Here is a 15477-nt window from a genome sequence, read left to right as displayed (position 1 = left end):
TTTCTTGGCTCGCCGCCCGTATAATGGCGGCCACCCTATCGGCCATCCCCCGGCCAAGCAACCCCAAGGATTTTCTTCGATGCTGAAGGCCCTGCGTTTCCTCGGCTGGCCCGTGCTGGTTGGCGTCCTGTTGGCGCTACTGATTATCCAGCATAACCCGCAATGGGTCGGCCTTCCGCAGCAGGAAGTGCACCTGCAACAGGCCCCGCTGCTCAGCCGCCTCCAGCAGGGTCCGGTCAGCTACGCCGATGCGGTGACCCGCTCTTCGCCCGCCGTAGCCAACCTGTACACCACCAAGATGGTCAGCAAGCCGAACAACTCGATGCTCGACGACCCGCTGTTCCGGCGCTTCTTCGGCGATAACCTGCCGCAGCAGAAGCGCATGGAATCGAGCCTGGGTTCGGCGGTGATCATGAGCCCCGAAGGCTACCTGCTGACCAACAACCACGTGACCTCCGGCGCCGACCAGATCGTCGTGGCCCTGCGCGATGGCCGCGAGACCATCGCCCGCCTGGTGGGAAGCGATCCGGAGACCGATCTTGCGGTCCTGAAGATCGACCTCAAGGACTTGCCCTCGATCATGCTCGGCCGCTCCGACGGCATCCGCACCGGCGACGTCTGCCTGGCCATCGGCAACCCCTTCGGCGTCGGCCAGACCGTCACCATGGGCATCATCAGCGCAACCGGCCGTAATCAGCTGGGCCTGAACACCTACGAAGACTTCATCCAGACCGACGCGGCGATCAACCCGGGCAACTCCGGCGGCGCGCTGGTGGACGCCAACGGCAACCTGATCGGCATCAACACCGCGATCTTCTCCAAGTCCGGCGGCTCCCAGGGCATCGGCTTCGCCATCCCGACCAAGCTGGCCCTGGAGGTCATGCAGTCGATCATCGAGCACGGCCAGGTGATCCGCGGCTGGCTCGGCGTCGAAGTGCAGCCGCTGACCCCGGAGCTGGCCGAATCCTTCGACCTCACGGACAAGGCCGGTATCGTCGTCGCCGGTGTCTACCGCGACGGCCCCGCCGCCAAGGCCGGCCTGCTGCCCGGCGACATCATCCTGAACATCGATGGCGAGGCCGCCAGCGATGGCCGTCGCTCGATGAACCAGGTGGCTCGCACCAAGCCGGGCGAGAAGATCACCATCGTAGTGCTGCGCAATGGCAAGCAGGTGACGCTCAACGCCGAAGTCGGCCTACGCCCGCCGCCTGCGCCCAACGGCAACTGATCTGGCAATCCGTTCCCGGCCACTCCCGGAAACGAAAACGGCGCCCGAGGGCGCCGTTTTCTTTTGCAGCAACTGCCTTACAGCTTCAGGCGCAGGGCATCCAGCAGCGCCTGGTTCTGCTCGTCGGTACCGATGCTGATACGCAGGAACTGATTGATCCGCTGCTGCTTGAAGTGACGCACGATCACGCCCTCCTCGCGCAGGGCCGCGGCCAGTTCGGCGCCGTCACGCTGCGGGTGGCGAGCGAAGATGAAGTTCGCCGCCGACGGCAGTACGTCGAAGCCCAGGGTCTTGAGTTCGGCCACCAGCTTCTCGCGGCTGTGGATAACCGCGTTGCAGGTCTGCTCGAAGTACGCCTGATCCTCGAAGGACGCCACCGCGCCGGCTAAGGCCAGGCGATCCAGCGGGTAGGAGTTAAAGCTGTTCTTCACCCGCTCCAGCGCTTCGATCAGGTCTTCGTGACCAACAGCGAAGCCCACGCGCAGGCCGGCCAGCGAGCGCGACTTCGACAGGGTCTGGGCCACCAGCAGGTTCGGGTAGCGGTTCACCAGGGAGATCGCAGTCTCGCCACCGAAATCGACGTAGGCCTCGTCCACCAGCACCACGCTGTCCGGGCTGGCCTGCAGCAGGCGCTCGATGGCTTCAAGCGGCAGTAGGCAACCGGTGGGCGCATTGGGGTTGGGGAAGATGATGCCGCCGTTCGGGCGCGCGTAATCCTCGACGCGAATCTGGAACTGCTCGTCCAGCGGCAGCGCTTCGAAGTCGATGCCGTACAGGCCGCAGTAGACCGGGTAGAAGCTGTAGGTCACGTCGGGGAACAGCAGCGGTTTGCCGTGCTGGAACAGCGCGTGGAAGGCGTGGGCCAGGACTTCGTCCGAACCGTTGCCGACGAACACCTGGGAAGTCTTCACGCCGTGGTACTCGGCGATGGTCTGCTTCAGGCGGTCGGCGTTGGGGTCCGGATACAGGCGCAGCGTATCGTTCAGCTCGGCCTGGATCGCGGCGACCACCTTCGGCGAAGGGCCGTAGGGGTTCTCGTTGGTGTTCAGCTTGACCAGCTTCGCCAGCTTGGGCTGCTCGCCCGGAACGTAGGGCACCAGTTCCTTGACGAAGGGACTCCAGAATTTGCTCATGGGTTACTCACTCTTGCCGTCAAGGATGCGGAATTCAGCGCTACGCGCGTGGGCGGTCAGCGACTCGCCACGGGCCAGGATCGACGCGGTCTTGCCCAGTTCGGAAGCACCCGGCGCGGAGCAGAAGATGATCGAGGAGCGCTTCTGGAAGTCGTACACGCCCAGCGGCGAGGAGAAGCGCGCGGTACCGGAGGTCGGCAGCACGTGGTTCGGGCCGGCGCAGTAGTCGCCAAGCGCCTCGGCGGTGTAGCGGCCCATGAAGATGGCGCCGGCGTGGCGGATCTTCGGCAGCCAGCTCTCCGGGTCGGCCACCGACAGCTCCAGGTGCTCCGGGGCGATGCGGTTGGCGACCTGGCAGGCCTGCTCCTGGTCGGCGACAAGGATCAGCGCGCCACGGTTAGTCAGCGAGGTGCGGATGATCTCGGCGCGCTCCATGGTCGGCAGCAACTTCTCGATGCTGGCGGCGACCTTGTCGAGGAAGGCCGCGTCCGGGCTGACCAGGATCGACTGGGCGTCCTCGTCGTGCTCGGCCTGGGAGAACAGGTCCATGGCGATCCAGTCCGGATCGGTACCGCCGTCGCAGACCACGAGGATTTCCGACGGGCCGGCGATCATGTCGATGCCGACCTGGCCGAATACGTGGCGCTTGGCGGTGGCGACGTAGATGTTGCCCGGGCCGACGATCTTGTCCACCTGCGGCACGCTCTCGGTACCGTAGGCCAAAGCGGCCACGGCCTGGGCGCCGCCAATGGTGAAGACGCGGTCGACGCCAGCGATGCAGGCGGCGGCCAGGACGATTTCATTGATCTCGCCGCGCGGGGTCGGCACCACCATCACTACTTCGGCCACACCGGCGACCTTGGCCGGAATGGCGTTCATCAGCACGGAAGACGGGTAGGACGCCTTGCCGCCAGGCACGTACAGGCCAGCGCGGTCCAGCGGGGTGACCTGCTGGCCGAGCACAGTGCCGTCGGCTTCGGTGTAGCGCCAGGAGTCCTGTTTCTGCTTCTCGTGGTAGCTGCGCACGCGCTCGGCAGCGGTTTCCAGCGCCTCGCGCTGGGCCGGGGTGATGCGGGTCAGGGCCAGCTCCAGGCGCTCGCGCGGCAGGATCAGGTCGGCCATGGTCTTGGCGTCGACACCGTCGAAGCGCTGGGTGAATTCCACCACCGCGGCGTCACCGCGATTGCGTACGTCGGCAATGATGTCCAGTACGCGCTGGTTCACCGACTCGTCGGAGACGCTTTCCCAGGAGAGCAGATGGTCCAGATGACGCGCGAAGTCCGGATCGGCGGCGTTGAGTCGACGGATAGCGAAGGGTGCGGTCATAGCTGGCCTCTTTAATTGGCATGATCATGAATCTGCTCCTGTTCGTCGCGAGCGACGGTCAGGCAAGGCGAAAACTGGCGAGGAAGCGGAGTTTACGTGCAGTAAATGAGCATTCCGAGCCGGTTTTCAACGCCGCCTGACCGAGCGCAGCAGGTCAGGAGCAGGATTCTCGGGCGCCGCAAGACTATCAAGCCTACCGTGCGGGCACCCGAGAAAATTTGGCTATGACACGGATAGGCGGGCGCGGCAGGAGAGCCGCGCTGAGGATTACGCCCGGTGTCGAGACTCCACCGCGTCGCGCAGGGTGTCGATCAGCGCCTGGATGCGAGCGTGCTGCATCTTCATCGAGGCCTTGTTCACCACCAGGCGCGAGCTGATGTGCGCGATCAGTTCCTGGGGCTCCAGGCCATTCGCACGCAGGGTGTTACCGGTGTCGACCACGTCGATGATCTTGTCGGCGAGGCCGATCAGCGGTGCCAGCTCCATGGAGCCGTACAGCTTGATCACGTCGACCTGGCGACCCTGTTCGGCGTAGTAGCGCTTGGCAACGTTGACGAACTTGGTGGCCACGCGCAGACGGCCCTTGGGCTCCGCCGCGCCAACCGCACCGGCGGTCATCAGCTTGCAGTTGGCGATCTTCAGGTCCAGGGGCTCGTACAGGCCCTGGCCACCGTACTCCATGAGCACATCCTTGCCCGCTACGCCAAGGTCGGCGGCGCCATGTTCGACGTAGGTCGGCACGTCGGTGGCGCGCACGATCAGCAGACGCACGTCATCGAGGGTGGTGGGGATGATCAGCTTGCGGCTCTTGTCCGGATTCTCGGTCGGCACGATGCCCGCCGCTGCGAGCAGCGGCAGGGTGTCGTCGAGGATACGGCCCTTGGACAGGGCAATCGTCAGCATTGTCTGGCTCAGCCCTAGCCCGGTACGCGGCGAATCTTCGCCCCGAGGAGTTGCAGTTTCTCTTCGATGCACTCGTAGCCACGGTCGATGTGGTAGATGCGGTCGATCATGGTGTCGCCTTCGGCCACCAGAGCGGCGATCACCAGGCTGGCGGAAGCGCGCAGGTCGGTCGCCATGACCGGTGCGCCCTTGAGCTGCGGAACGCCGGTGACGATGGCGGTGTTGCCTTCGACCAGGATCTGCGCGCCCATGCGGTTCATTTCATAGACGTGCATGAAGCGGTTCTCGAACACGGTCTCGATAACCGCGCCGGTACCTTCGGCGATGGCGTTCAGGGAAATGAACTGCGCCTGCATGTCGGTGGGGAATGCCGGGTACGGCGCGGTGCGGATATTCACCGCCTTCGGCCGGTTGCCCTTCATGTCCAGCTCGATCCAGTTGCTGCCGGTGGTGATGTGCGCACCAGCTTCGACCAGCTTGGCCAGCACCGCTTCGAGGATGGTCGGATCGGTGTCCTTGAGCTTGACGCGGCCACCAGTGGCTGCAGCAGCGGCCAGGTAGGTGCCGGTCTCGATGCGGTCGGGCATGACGTTGTACTTGGCGCCGCCCCCCAGACTTTTTACACCGTTGATCACGATGGTGTCGGTGCCAGCACCTTGTACATCACCGCCCATGGCGTTGATGAAGTTGGCAAGGTCGACGACCTCGGGCTCGCGCGCGGCGTTTTCCAGCACGGAGCGGCCATTGGCAAGGGCAGCGGCCATCATGATGTTCTCGGTACCGGTCACGGACACGGTATCGAAGAAGAAGTGCGCGCCACGCAGGCCGCCGGCCGGGGCCTTGGCCTTGATGTAGCCGCCTTCGACGGAGATTTGCGCGCCCATGGCTTCGAGGCCGCGGATGTGCAGGTCCACCGGACGCGAACCGATTGCGCAGCCGCCGGGCAACGCAACTTCGGCTTCACCGAAGCGGGCAACCATCGGGCCGAGCACCAGGATCGACGCGCGCATGGTTTTCACCAGCTCGTAAGGCGCCACCAGGGTCTTGATGGTGCTGGCGTCGACTTCGACGTTGAGCTTCTCGTCGATGATCGGCTGCACGCCCATGCGGCCGAACAGCTCGATCATGGTGGTGATGTCGTGCAGGTGCGGCAGGTTGCAGACGGTCACCGGGGTGTCCGCCAGCAGGGTCGCGGCGAGGATCGGCAGCGCAGAGTTCTTGGCGCCGGAGATACGGATCTCGCCATCGAGACGAGTGCCGCCGGTAATGATCAGTTTGTCCATTGCAATGTTTCCCCGTGGGCTCAGGAACGCTCGGCCCAGGCGGCGCGGCTGAAGAATTTCATGGTGACGGCATGGATGGCGCCCGAGGCGATCCACTCGTTCAGGTGGGCATAGATCTGCTGCTGACGTTTTACCGGGCTCAGGCCGGCCAGTTCGTCGCTGATCAGGTTCAGCTGGAAGTTGCAGCCTTCGCCTTCCACTTCAACCTGGGTACCTGGCAGTTTCGTTTCCAGGAAGTTTTTGACTTCTACGGCCTGCATGCTCAACCTCGTTCGGCGCCCTATCGCGCGCGGGTCGGCAATGATACAAAAAAGCCCCCCGCCTGCGAACCCCGGCAAGGGAACTCGCGGACGGAGGGCCTTTTCACTGTATCAATGCTGTAACGGCAGAATCTCCAGGAGACCGCCAACCTTGGCGATTTCCTGCATCTCTTTGGGCATGCCGCCGATCTGCAGCGACTTGCCGGCCTTGCGCGCATCACGGACGAAGGACAGCAGCAGCGACAATCCGACGCTGCTGGAGCGCTCCACCGCCGAGCAGTCCAGACGCAGCGCACTGGCCTTGCTCGCGGCGATCAGGCGCCCGCCCTGCTCGCGCAGTGCCGGCCCGGTGCTGTAATCCAGCACGCCGGCCAGGGCGAGATCGCCCTCGGCGCGTTCCGTGATACTGCCCTGACTCATTGCTCGCCGCCTTCCGGCTGCCCCTTGGCAGCGTCCTTGGCGTTGGCGACGACCTGACCCCAACCCGCGATGGTCTTCTCCAGGTCGTTGCGGTTCTTCTGCATGGCATCGGCGAACTGATCACGGAACAGCTTGCCGATGTTAATGCCATTGATGATCACGTTACGCAGGCGCCAGTCGCCGCCCTGGCTGACCATGGTGTACTGCACCGGATAGACGGCACCGTTGCTGCCGACCACTTCCATGTTCACCGAAGCGCGATCCTGCTCCTGCTTGCCGGTATTCAGCACGCGGATGTCCTGGTTGTCGTACTCCAGCAACGCGTTGCCGTAGAACTGGAACAGGCTGTTCTTGAACGTCTCTTCGAAGCGCTTGATCTGCTCCGGCGAGGCCTGGCGCGAGTACTTGACGGTCATCACGCCCTTGGCGATGCCTTCGGAGTCCACCACCGGGCCGAGGATACGGTTCAGGGTGTCGTAGAACGCCTGGGGATTGCTCTTGTAGCTGGCCTTGTTCTGCTTCAGGTCCGTCAACAGGGCATCGACGGTCTGTTGCACGACCTGCTGTGCGGTCTGCTCGGCCTGGGCAAAGAGCGGCAGGATCGCGAGCAGAACCAGGAAGCCACGGCGCAAGGTTTTCATCATGGAAGGAGTCCTCATTTCTTCGAGTCGTCTTTGTTGACCGAATTCAGCAGGAACTTGCCGATCAGGTCTTCCAGCACCAGCGCGGACTGGGTGTCCTTGATGGTATCGCCATCCTTGAGGACTTCCTCGTCGCCGCCGACGCTGATGCCGATGTACTTCTCACCCAGCAGGCCAGCGGTGAGGATGGAAGCCGTGGAATCGTCCGGCAGGTTGTTGGCCTGGCGGTTGATTTCCATGGTCACGCGACCACGATAGGTGTCGTGATCCAGATCGATTGCAGTGACCTTGCCAATGGTCACGCCGGCCATGGTCACCTTGCCGCGCACGGTGACGCCAGCAATGTTGTCGAAGTAGGCGTACAGCTTGTAGGTATCGCCCGAATTGCCGATCGTCAGTCCACTGACGCGCAAGGCCAGCAACAGCAAGGCCAGCAGACCGGCCAGAATGAACAGGCCTACACCGATTTCCAGGGTGCGGGTTTGCATCAGAAGTCTCCAAACATCAAAGCGGTCAGGATGAAGTCCAGCCCCAGCACGGCCAGGGAGGCATACACAACGGTACGGGTGGTGGCGCGACTGATTCCTTCGGAGGTGGGTTCGCAGTCATAGCCCTGGTACACAGCGATCCAGGTCACCACGAAGGCGAACACCACACTCTTGATCACGCCATTGAGGATGTCCTTGGTGAACTGCACGCTGTTCTGCATGTTCGACCAGTATGACCCGTCGTACACGCCCAGCCAGTCCACAGCCACCAGGGCGCCGCCCCAGATACCCACGACACTGAAGATCGCCGCCAGCAGCGGCATGGAAATGAACCCCGCCCACAGGCGAGGCGCGATGATGTACTTGAGCGGGTCGACGCCGATCATCTCCAGGCTGGACAGCTGCTCGGTGGACTTCATGTTGCCGATCTCGGCGGTCAGCGCGGAACCTGCGCGTCCGGCAAACAACAGACCGGTGACCACGGGCCCCAGTTCACGCAACAGCGTCAGGGCCACCATCTGGCCGACCGCCTGCTCGGAACCATAGCTCGCCAGGATGTTATAGCCCTGCAGCGCCAGCACCATGCCGATGAACAGGCCCGACACCACGATGATCGCCAGGGACAGCACACCTACGGAATAGAGCTGCTTGACCAGCAACTGGAAGCCGCCGCTATGAACGCGGCGACCGAAGATGGCGTGGACCAGGAACAGCGTCGAACGGCCGAGCGCCTCGAGTACGTCGAGGCCCGATCGCCCAAGCAGGCGGATGCGCTCGAGCGGTGAAGTCTTGCGCATCAACGTTCTCCCAGCAGGTCGGCGCGGTAATCGCGGGCAGGATAATGGAACGGCACGGGGCCGTCCGGGATGCCCTTCATGAACTGGCGAACGCGCGGATCGTCGAGCCCTTGCAGGTCGGCCGGCGTCCCATGGCCAAGCACCCGACCGTCACCGACGATATAGATGTAGTCGGCGATGCTCGCGGTTTCCGCCAGATCGTGGGAGACAACGATACTGGTGATGCCCAGGGCATCGTTGAGCAGGCGGATCAGGCGCACCAGCACGCCCATGGCGATCGGGTCCTGGCCCACGAAGGGCTCGTCGTACATCAGAATCTGCGGATCCAGCGCGATGGCACGGGCCAGCGCCACGCGACGCTTCATGCCGCCGGACAGCTCATCCGGCATCAGCTCCACTGCCCCGCGCAGGCCGACGGCCTGCAGTTTCATCAGGACAATGTCACGAATCATGTCCTCGGGCAGTTCGGTGTGCACGCGCAGGGGGAAGGCGACGTTCTCGAAGACGTCCAGATCGGTGAACAGCGCGCCGCTCTGGAACAGCACGCCGAACTGCTTGCGCATGTCGAACAGGTCGCTGCGACCCAGCGACGGGAGGTTCTGGCCGTTGACCCACACTTCGCCCTTCGCCGGTCGCAGCTGGGCGGCGATCAGTCGCAACAGGGTGGTCTTGCCACAGCCCGACGGCCCCATGATCCCGGTGACCTTGCCGCGTGGAATGCGGATGTCCACGTTATCGAAAATCGTACGCGTGCCGCGCTTGAAGCTCAGGCCCTTCAGCTCGACCGCGTATTGGTCATTGGTGCTCATAGAACTCCTTTCATCACGGCGCTGTCCGTTGCCCCGTCTGTCTCACGGCAGAAACACGGCGCGACAGGCCGAACGGCCGCGAACTATAACACCCCGCGAAGCCACGCCCCAAGGCCTGCTAAGCCGCCGTTAAGCCACAGTTCAGCAAAATGCGGCCAACATTGAGATGTCTGTGATGAAGCCTTCGTCGCTTTCCCGTTATAATCTCGCACTTCATTTCGCCCCACGCCCTTCGAACATGAGCCAGAATCACGATTTCATCCAGTCGGCACAGCGCACCATCCGCCTCGAGCGTGACTCGGTGGACGCCCTGTTGCCGCGTATTGGTGCCGACTTCTCCCTGGCTTGCGAGCTGCTGCTGAACTGCAAGGGCCGCGTGGTCGTGGTCGGCATGGGCAAGTCCGGGCACATCGGCCGCAAGATCGCCGCCACCCTGGCGAGCACCGGCACCCCGTCGTTTTTTGTACACCCGGCCGAAGCCAGCCACGGCGACATGGGCATGATCACCAAGGACGACGTCGTCCTGGCCCTGTCCAACTCCGGCTCCACCGCGGAAATCGTCACCCTGCTGCCGCTGATCAAGCGCCTGGGCATCACCCTGGTGAGCATGACCGGCAAGCCCGACTCGCCTTTGGCCAAGGCCGCCGCGGTCAACCTGGACGCTGGCGTCGAGCACGAAGCCTGCTCGCTGAACCTGGCGCCGACCTCTTCCACCACGGTATCCCTGGTGCTGGGCGACGCCCTCGCCATCGCCCTGTTGGAAGCCCGCGGCTTCACCGCCGAGGACTTCGCTTTCTCGCATCCGGGCGGCGCACTGGGCCGTCGATTGTTGCTGAAAGTGGAAAACATCATGCACGTGGGTGAAGAACTGCCGCAGGTTTCCCCCGGCACCTCACTCAGCGGCGCGCTGCTGGAAATGACCCGCAAGGGCCTGGGCATGACCATCATCCTGGGCGAAGACGGCCACCTCGCCGGCGTCTTCACCGACGGCGACCTGCGCCGCACCCTGGACAAGGGCCTGGACGTCCGCCAGGTCACCATCGACCAGGTCATGACCGTACATGGCAAGACCGCCCGCCCGGACATGCTCGCCGCCGAAGCACTGAAGATCATGGACGACCACAAGATCAACGTCCTGGTCGTGGTCGACGACAATGACCACCCGGTCGGCGTCCTCCACGTCCACGACCTGACTCGCGCGGGAGTGATCTGAATGACCGCTGACCTGCTGCAACGCGCGAAAGCGATCCGCCTCGCGGTGTTCGACGTCGATGGCGTGCTCACCGACGGCAAACTCTACTTCCTGCCCGATGGCGGTGAGTTCAAGACCTTCAACACCCTGGATGGCCACGGCATCAAGATGCTCATGGCCTCCGGCGTGCGCACCGCGATCATCACCGGCCGTTCCAGCCTGGTGGTCGAGCGCCGGGCGAAGAACCTGGGCATCAATCACCTGTTCCAGGGACGTGAAGACAAGCTGGTCGCCCTTGACGAACTGCTCACGGAACTGGGTCTAGGCTATGAAGAAGTTGCCTACCTGGGTGACGACCTGCCCGACCTGCCGGCCATTCGCCGCGCCGGGCTGGGCATGGCGGTCGCCAGCGCCGACCCGTTCGTGCGCCAGCACGCCGATGGCGTGACCCAGGCTCGCGGTGGCGAAGGAGCGGCGCGCGAATTCTGCGAGCTGATCATGCGCGCCCAGGGCACTCTCGACGCCGCCCAAAGTGCGTACCTCTAGAGCCGAACATGCCCAAGACATTCCGCCAAAAGCTGTTGCTCGCCCTGATCGCCATCCTGATGATCGCCCTCGGCTATTACTGGAACGTGCGCCTGGACTTCAGCGAGCGGCAACTCAAGTCGCAGACCAGCGACGCCATCGATTTCTATGCGGTCAACGCGCACAGCGTGCAGTTCCGCCCCGACGGCAGCCTCGCCTACGAGATGACCGCCGACAAGCTCGAACACCTGAAAGCAACCGACGTGACCCTGGTCACCACGCCTGACCTCTACTTCCACCGGGAGAATGAGCCGCAGCCGTGGCATGTCCAGAGCGTTCGCGCCGAAGTGGCCCCCGAAGGCAAGCAGGTCGAGCTGATCGACGACGTGCGCGTTGCGCGCACCGACGCGCAGCAGCGCACGCTCCTGCTCAACACCTCGCGCATGACGGTGTTCCCAGACAAGGACTATGCGCAGACTGACCAGCCCGTGAAGATCACCGAACCCAACGGTGTGACCACGGCAGTTGGCATGAAAGCGTATCTGAAAGACAGCCGGATGCTCCTGCTGTCCAACGTAAGAGGTCAGCATGAGGCTCGTTAACACCCTCCCCCTTCTTTTCAGCCTCGCCGCCGCTATCGGCAGCTCTGCCGCCTGGGCCCTTCCCACCGACCGGGAACAGCCGATCCGCGTTCAGGCCGACAGTGCCGAACTGGATGACAAGCAGGGCGTGGCCGTCTATAGAGGCGACGTGGTGGTGACCCAGGGCAGCATGAAGCTGACCGGCAACACCGTTACGCTCAAGCAGAACAAGGACGGCGACATCGAAGTCGTTACCTCGGTCGGCAAGCCCGCCTACTTCGAGCAGAAGCCGGCGCCGGAAAAGCAGATCACCCAGGCCTACGGCCTGACGATCCAGTACTTCGTCACCCAGAACCGCGTCGTCCTGATCGACCAGGCCAAGGTAATCCAGGAAGGCAACACCTTCGAAGGCGAGAAGATCGTCTACGACACCCAGCGCCAGATCGTCAACGCAGGCCGCGCCACCGGCGCCCAGGTGACCACGCCGCGCCCGCGTATCGACATGGTCATCCAGCCCAAGAAAAAGCAGGATCAAGCGCAGTAATGGCAACGCTAACCGCGCAGCACCTCGCCAAGAGCTACAAGAGCCGGCAAGTCGTCCGCGATGTCAGCATGAGCATCGAAAGCGGGCAGATCGTCGGCCTGCTCGGCCCCAACGGAGCGGGCAAGACCACCTGCTTCTACATGATCGTCGGCCTGGTCCGCGCCGATCAGGGAATCGTGCGCATCGACGAGCAGGACGTCACGCACCTGCCCATGCACGGCCGCGCGCGCGCAGGCATCGGCTACCTGCCCCAGGAAGCCTCGATCTTCCGCAAGCTGTCGGTGGCGGACAACATCGGCGCCATCCTGGAAACCCGTAGCGACCTCGATCGCGCCGGCCGCCAGGAAGCCCTGGAAAGCCTGCTCGAGGAATTCCACATCCACCACATCCGCGACAACCTCGGCATGAGCTTGTCCGGCGGTGAACGCCGCCGTGTGGAAATCGCTCGCGCCCTGGCCAGCTCGCCGAAGTTCATCCTGCTGGACGAACCCTTCGCCGGCGTCGATCCGATCTCCGTAGGCGACATCAAGCAGATCATCCATCACCTCAAGGCCAAGGGTATCGGTGTACTGATCACCGACCACAACGTCCGCGAAACCCTGGATATCTGCGAGACGGCGTACATCGTCAACGACGGTCAGCTGATCGCCGAAGGCAGCGCCGAAAGCATCCTCGCCAACGACCTGGTGAAGGAAGTCTACCTGGGCCACGAGTTCCGCCTCTAAGGCCCCACACCGCGCCCTGCCTGGGCGCGGCAGCCAATCCCTCCCCTCGCCCGTGGCGCGGCTCGCCTGCCGCTCCACGACGCATTCGGCTGCCCGGCATCCCCTGGCGCAACCGGGTTGTAACGAAAGGTCGACAGCCTCTAGGCAAAGCGTCCAAACTCAGGCATATAATTTGCTTCCTCGCGGCGCCCCGGCGTCCGTAGTCGTGGATATGGCGCGCTTTGCGCCAGCGAACAAGGTGCCTAGTTCCAGCCATGAAACCATCGCTAGTCCTCAAGATGGGCCAGCAGCTGACGATGACCCCGCAGCTGCAACAGGCCATCCGACTGCTCCAGCTCTCCACGCTGGACCTCCAACAGGAAATCCAGGAAGCCCTGGAGTCCAACCCGATGCTGGAGCGCCAGGAAGAGGGCGAGGACTACGACAACAGCGACCCCATGGCCGACGGCGCCGAGTCCGCCGTCAACGGCACCAGCAGCAACTCCCAGGACAACTTCCAGGAAAGCACCACGCCCAACGCCGACAGCCTCGACGAGGACCAGTGGGCCGAGCGCATCCCCAACGAGCTTCCCGTCGATACCGCCTGGGAAGACATCTACCAGACCAGCGCCAGCAGCCTGCCCAGCAACGACGACGACGAGTGGGACTTCACCTCCCGCACCTCCGCCGGCGAGAGCCTGCAGAGCCACCTGCTGTGGCAACTGAACCTGGCACCGATGTCCGACACCGACCGCCTGATCGCCCTGAGCATCATCGACGGCATCAACGACGACGGTTACCTCGAAGAATCCCTCGACGACATCCTCGTCTCCATCGACCCCGAACTGGGCGTGGAAATGGACGAAGTGGAAGTCGTCCTGCGCCGGGTCCAACAGCTCGAACCCGCCGGTGTCGGCGCACGCAACCTGCGCGAATGCCTGCTGCTGCAGCTTCGCCAGATGCCCGCCAAGACCTACCTGCTGACCGAGGCCCTGAAGCTGGTTTCCGACCACCTCGACCTGCTCGGCAGCCGTGACTACAGCCAGCTGATGCGCCGCATGAAGCTCAAGGAAGACGAGCTGCGCGAGACCATCGAACTGATCCAGTCGCTGCACCCACGCCCCGGTTCGCAGATCGAGTCCGGCGAAGCCGAGTACGTGGTGCCGGATGTCATCGTCCGCAAGCACAACGAACGCTGGCTGGTGGAGCTGAACCAGGAAGCGGTGCCACGCCTGCGCGTGAACTCGCAGTATGCCGGCCTCGTGCGCCGCGCCGACTCCAGCGCCGACAACACCTTCATGCGCAACCAGCTGCAGGAAGCGCGCTGGTTCATCAAGAGCCTGCAGAGCCGCAACGAGACGCTGATGAAGGTGGCGACGCAGATCGTCGAGCACCAGCGCGGCTTCCTCGAGTACGGCGAGGAGGCGATGAAGCCGCTGGTCCTGCACGACATCGCCGAAGCCGTCGGCATGCATGAATCGACCATCTCGCGCGTCACCACGCAGAAGTTCATGCACACGCCGCGCGGCATCTTCGAGCTGAAATATTTCTTCTCCAGCCACGTCAGCACCTCCGAGGGCGGCGAGTGCTCGTCCACCGCGATCCGCGCCATCATCAAGAAACTGGTCGCGGCTGAAAGTCCGAAAAAGCCATTGAGTGACAGCAAGATCGCTGGTTTACTGGAGGCACAGGGCATTCAAGTGGCACGTCGCACCGTAGCCAAATACCGGGAGTCCCTAGGAATCTCTCCCTCCAGCGAGCGTAAACGGCTGGTGTGACGTTGATCCACGCCAAGGTGTTCCGGCGGCAGGCCAAATAACCTGCCACTTACACACGGGCAATAAGGAGAAAGCGGTATGCAAGTCAACATCAGTGGACATCAACTGGATGTGACCGACGCCCTGCGCGACTATGTCGGCGAGAAACTAGGCCGACTGGAGCGCCACTTCGACAAGATCACCAATGTTCAGGTCATCATGGAGGTCGAGAAGCTGAAGCAGAAAATCGAAGCCACCCTGCACATCGCCGGAGGCGAAGTGGTGGCCTGTGCCGAGCATGAAGACATGTACGCGGCTATCGACCTTCTTACCGACAAACTCGACCGCCAGCTGATCAAGCACAAGGAAAAATACCTCGAACGCCAGCAAGGTGTGGGCGTTCGTTAACCCCCTCTATGATCCGACTTGAGCAAATCCTGACCCCCGGCCGTTCCCTCGTGAACGTGCCGGGCGGCAGCAAGAAACGTGTCCTCGAACAAATCGCCAACCTGGTGGCTCGCGAGCTGCCGGGTTTCGATTCCCAAGACATCTTCGACAGCCTGGTGGCCCGGGAACGCCTGGGCTCCACCGGTTTCGGCAATGGCATCGCCATTCCGCACTGCCGCCTCCCCGGCTGCCAGTCGCCCATCAGCGCCATCCTGCACCTTGACCACCCGGTAGACTTCGACGCCCTCGACGGCGCTCCGGTGGACCTGGTGTTCGTGCTGCTGGTGCCGGAAGCCGCTACCGAGGAGCACCTGGAACTGCTCCGGCAGATCGCTTCCATGCTCGACCGTTCCGACGTCCGCGACCGCCTGCGCCACGCCGCCAACGGCGAGGACCTGTACCGGATCGTCGTGGACTTCCAGAACAACGGGCACTGATC

Annotated in this window: 19 protein-coding genes; 9 read left to right on the top strand and 10 right to left on the bottom strand. The window is 63.5% G+C overall.

Going from position 1 to position 15477, the window contains the following annotated elements; all coding sequences use genetic code 11:
• Positions 1-79 precede the first annotated feature (79 nt).
• Entirely contained in the window at positions 80-1228 is a 1149-nt protein-coding gene (gene algW, locus JVX91_RS10905; protein WP_205339232.1) for a Do family serine endopeptidase AlgW, read from the top strand.
• A 77-nt stretch (positions 1229-1305) separates the two neighbouring features.
• Here the strand turns inward: algW and hisC are convergent, their stop codons facing one another.
• From hisC to JVX91_RS10855, 10 genes are all read right to left on the bottom strand, one after another.
• Complete coding sequence (hisC, locus tag JVX91_RS10900) at positions 1306-2361, bottom strand: histidinol-phosphate transaminase (RefSeq protein WP_205339231.1); 1056 nt, start codon at positions 2359-2361, stop codon at positions 1306-1308.
• Between the two features lie 3 nt (positions 2362-2364).
• The gene (gene hisD / locus JVX91_RS10895; RefSeq protein WP_205339230.1) at positions 2365-3687 is read right to left on the bottom strand and encodes a histidinol dehydrogenase; all 1323 of its coding nucleotides are present in this window, start codon (positions 3685-3687) and stop codon (positions 2365-2367) included.
• Positions 3688-3954: 267 nt separating this feature from the next.
• On the bottom strand, positions 3955-4590 hold the full coding sequence (hisG, locus tag JVX91_RS10890) for an ATP phosphoribosyltransferase (RefSeq protein ID WP_205339229.1): 636 nt from the start codon (positions 4588-4590) through the stop codon (positions 3955-3957).
• Between the two features lie 14 nt (positions 4591-4604).
• On the bottom strand, positions 4605-5873 hold the full coding sequence (gene murA, locus JVX91_RS10885) for a UDP-N-acetylglucosamine 1-carboxyvinyltransferase (protein ID WP_205339228.1): 1269 nt from the start codon (positions 5871-5873) through the stop codon (positions 4605-4607).
• A 20-nt stretch (positions 5874-5893) separates the two neighbouring features.
• Positions 5894-6133, bottom strand: coding sequence for a BolA family protein (locus JVX91_RS10880; RefSeq protein WP_152220689.1), 240 nt, complete (start codon positions 6131-6133; stop codon positions 5894-5896).
• 111 nt (positions 6134-6244) lie between these two features.
• Complete coding sequence (locus tag JVX91_RS10875) at positions 6245-6553, bottom strand: STAS domain-containing protein (RefSeq protein ID WP_205339227.1); 309 nt, start codon at positions 6551-6553, stop codon at positions 6245-6247.
• Entirely contained in the window at positions 6550-7197 is a 648-nt protein-coding gene (locus JVX91_RS10870) for an ABC transporter substrate-binding protein (RefSeq protein ID WP_205339226.1), read from the bottom strand. The genes JVX91_RS10875 and JVX91_RS10870 overlap by 4 nt, the downstream gene beginning before the upstream one ends.
• Positions 7198-7208: 11 nt before the next feature.
• Complete coding sequence (gene mlaD, locus JVX91_RS10865; RefSeq protein WP_205339225.1) at positions 7209-7682, bottom strand: outer membrane lipid asymmetry maintenance protein MlaD; 474 nt, start codon at positions 7680-7682, stop codon at positions 7209-7211.
• Complete coding sequence (mlaE, locus tag JVX91_RS10860; protein WP_205339224.1) at positions 7682-8479, bottom strand: lipid asymmetry maintenance ABC transporter permease subunit MlaE; 798 nt, start codon at positions 8477-8479, stop codon at positions 7682-7684. Before mlaE ends, mlaD begins: the two co-directional genes overlap by 1 nt.
• Positions 8479-9288 carry an ATP-binding cassette domain-containing protein gene (locus tag JVX91_RS10855; RefSeq protein WP_205339223.1) on the bottom strand — a complete coding sequence of 270 codons (810 nt, stop codon included), beginning with the start codon at positions 9286-9288 and terminating at the stop codon, positions 8479-8481. Before JVX91_RS10855 ends, mlaE begins: the two co-directional genes overlap by 1 nt.
• 238 nt (positions 9289-9526) lie before the next feature.
• Here JVX91_RS10855 and JVX91_RS10850 point away from each other — a divergent pair, with 238 nt between their 5' ends.
• The 8 genes from JVX91_RS10850 (at position 9527) to ptsN (ending at position 15475) form a co-directional block, all read left to right on the top strand.
• Entirely contained in the window at positions 9527-10501 is a 975-nt protein-coding gene (locus tag JVX91_RS10850; protein ID WP_205339222.1) for a KpsF/GutQ family sugar-phosphate isomerase, read from the top strand.
• Positions 10502-11026 (top strand): HAD family hydrolase, encoded by a 525-nt coding sequence (locus JVX91_RS10845; RefSeq protein WP_205339221.1) that lies wholly within the window; start codon positions 10502-10504, stop codon positions 11024-11026. It abuts the gene before it with no gap.
• Between the two features lie 8 nt (positions 11027-11034).
• Positions 11035-11607, top strand: coding sequence for an LPS export ABC transporter periplasmic protein LptC (lptC, locus tag JVX91_RS10840; protein ID WP_205339220.1), 573 nt, complete (start codon positions 11035-11037; stop codon positions 11605-11607).
• Positions 11594-12130 carry a lipopolysaccharide transport periplasmic protein LptA gene (gene lptA, locus JVX91_RS10835; RefSeq protein ID WP_205339219.1) on the top strand — a complete coding sequence of 179 codons (537 nt, stop codon included), beginning with the start codon at positions 11594-11596 and terminating at the stop codon, positions 12128-12130. The genes lptC and lptA overlap by 14 nt, the downstream gene beginning before the upstream one ends.
• Complete coding sequence (gene lptB / locus JVX91_RS10830; protein ID WP_184588999.1) at positions 12130-12855, top strand: LPS export ABC transporter ATP-binding protein; 726 nt, start codon at positions 12130-12132, stop codon at positions 12853-12855. Before lptA ends, lptB begins: the two co-directional genes overlap by 1 nt.
• 254 nt (positions 12856-13109) lie before the next feature.
• A complete protein-coding gene (locus JVX91_RS10825) occupies positions 13110-14612 on the top strand; it encodes an RNA polymerase factor sigma-54 (protein WP_205339218.1) in 1503 nt (500 codons plus the stop codon).
• 78 nt (positions 14613-14690) lie between these two features.
• Entirely contained in the window at positions 14691-14999 is a 309-nt protein-coding gene (gene raiA, locus JVX91_RS10820; RefSeq protein ID WP_017518151.1) for a ribosome-associated translation inhibitor RaiA, read from the top strand.
• 8 nt (positions 15000-15007) lie between these two features.
• Positions 15008-15475, top strand: a complete 468-nt coding sequence (ptsN, locus tag JVX91_RS10815; RefSeq protein ID WP_037009823.1) for a PTS IIA-like nitrogen regulatory protein PtsN — start codon at positions 15008-15010, stop codon at positions 15473-15475.
• Positions 15476-15477: the final 2 nt, after the last annotated feature.

Source organism: Pseudomonas sp. PDNC002, assembly GCF_016919445.1.
Lineage (GTDB): Bacteria > Pseudomonadota > Gammaproteobacteria > Pseudomonadales > Pseudomonadaceae > Pseudomonas.
Note: the sequence above shows the minus strand (reverse complement) of the source record. Positions and strands in the feature narration are given on the sequence as shown.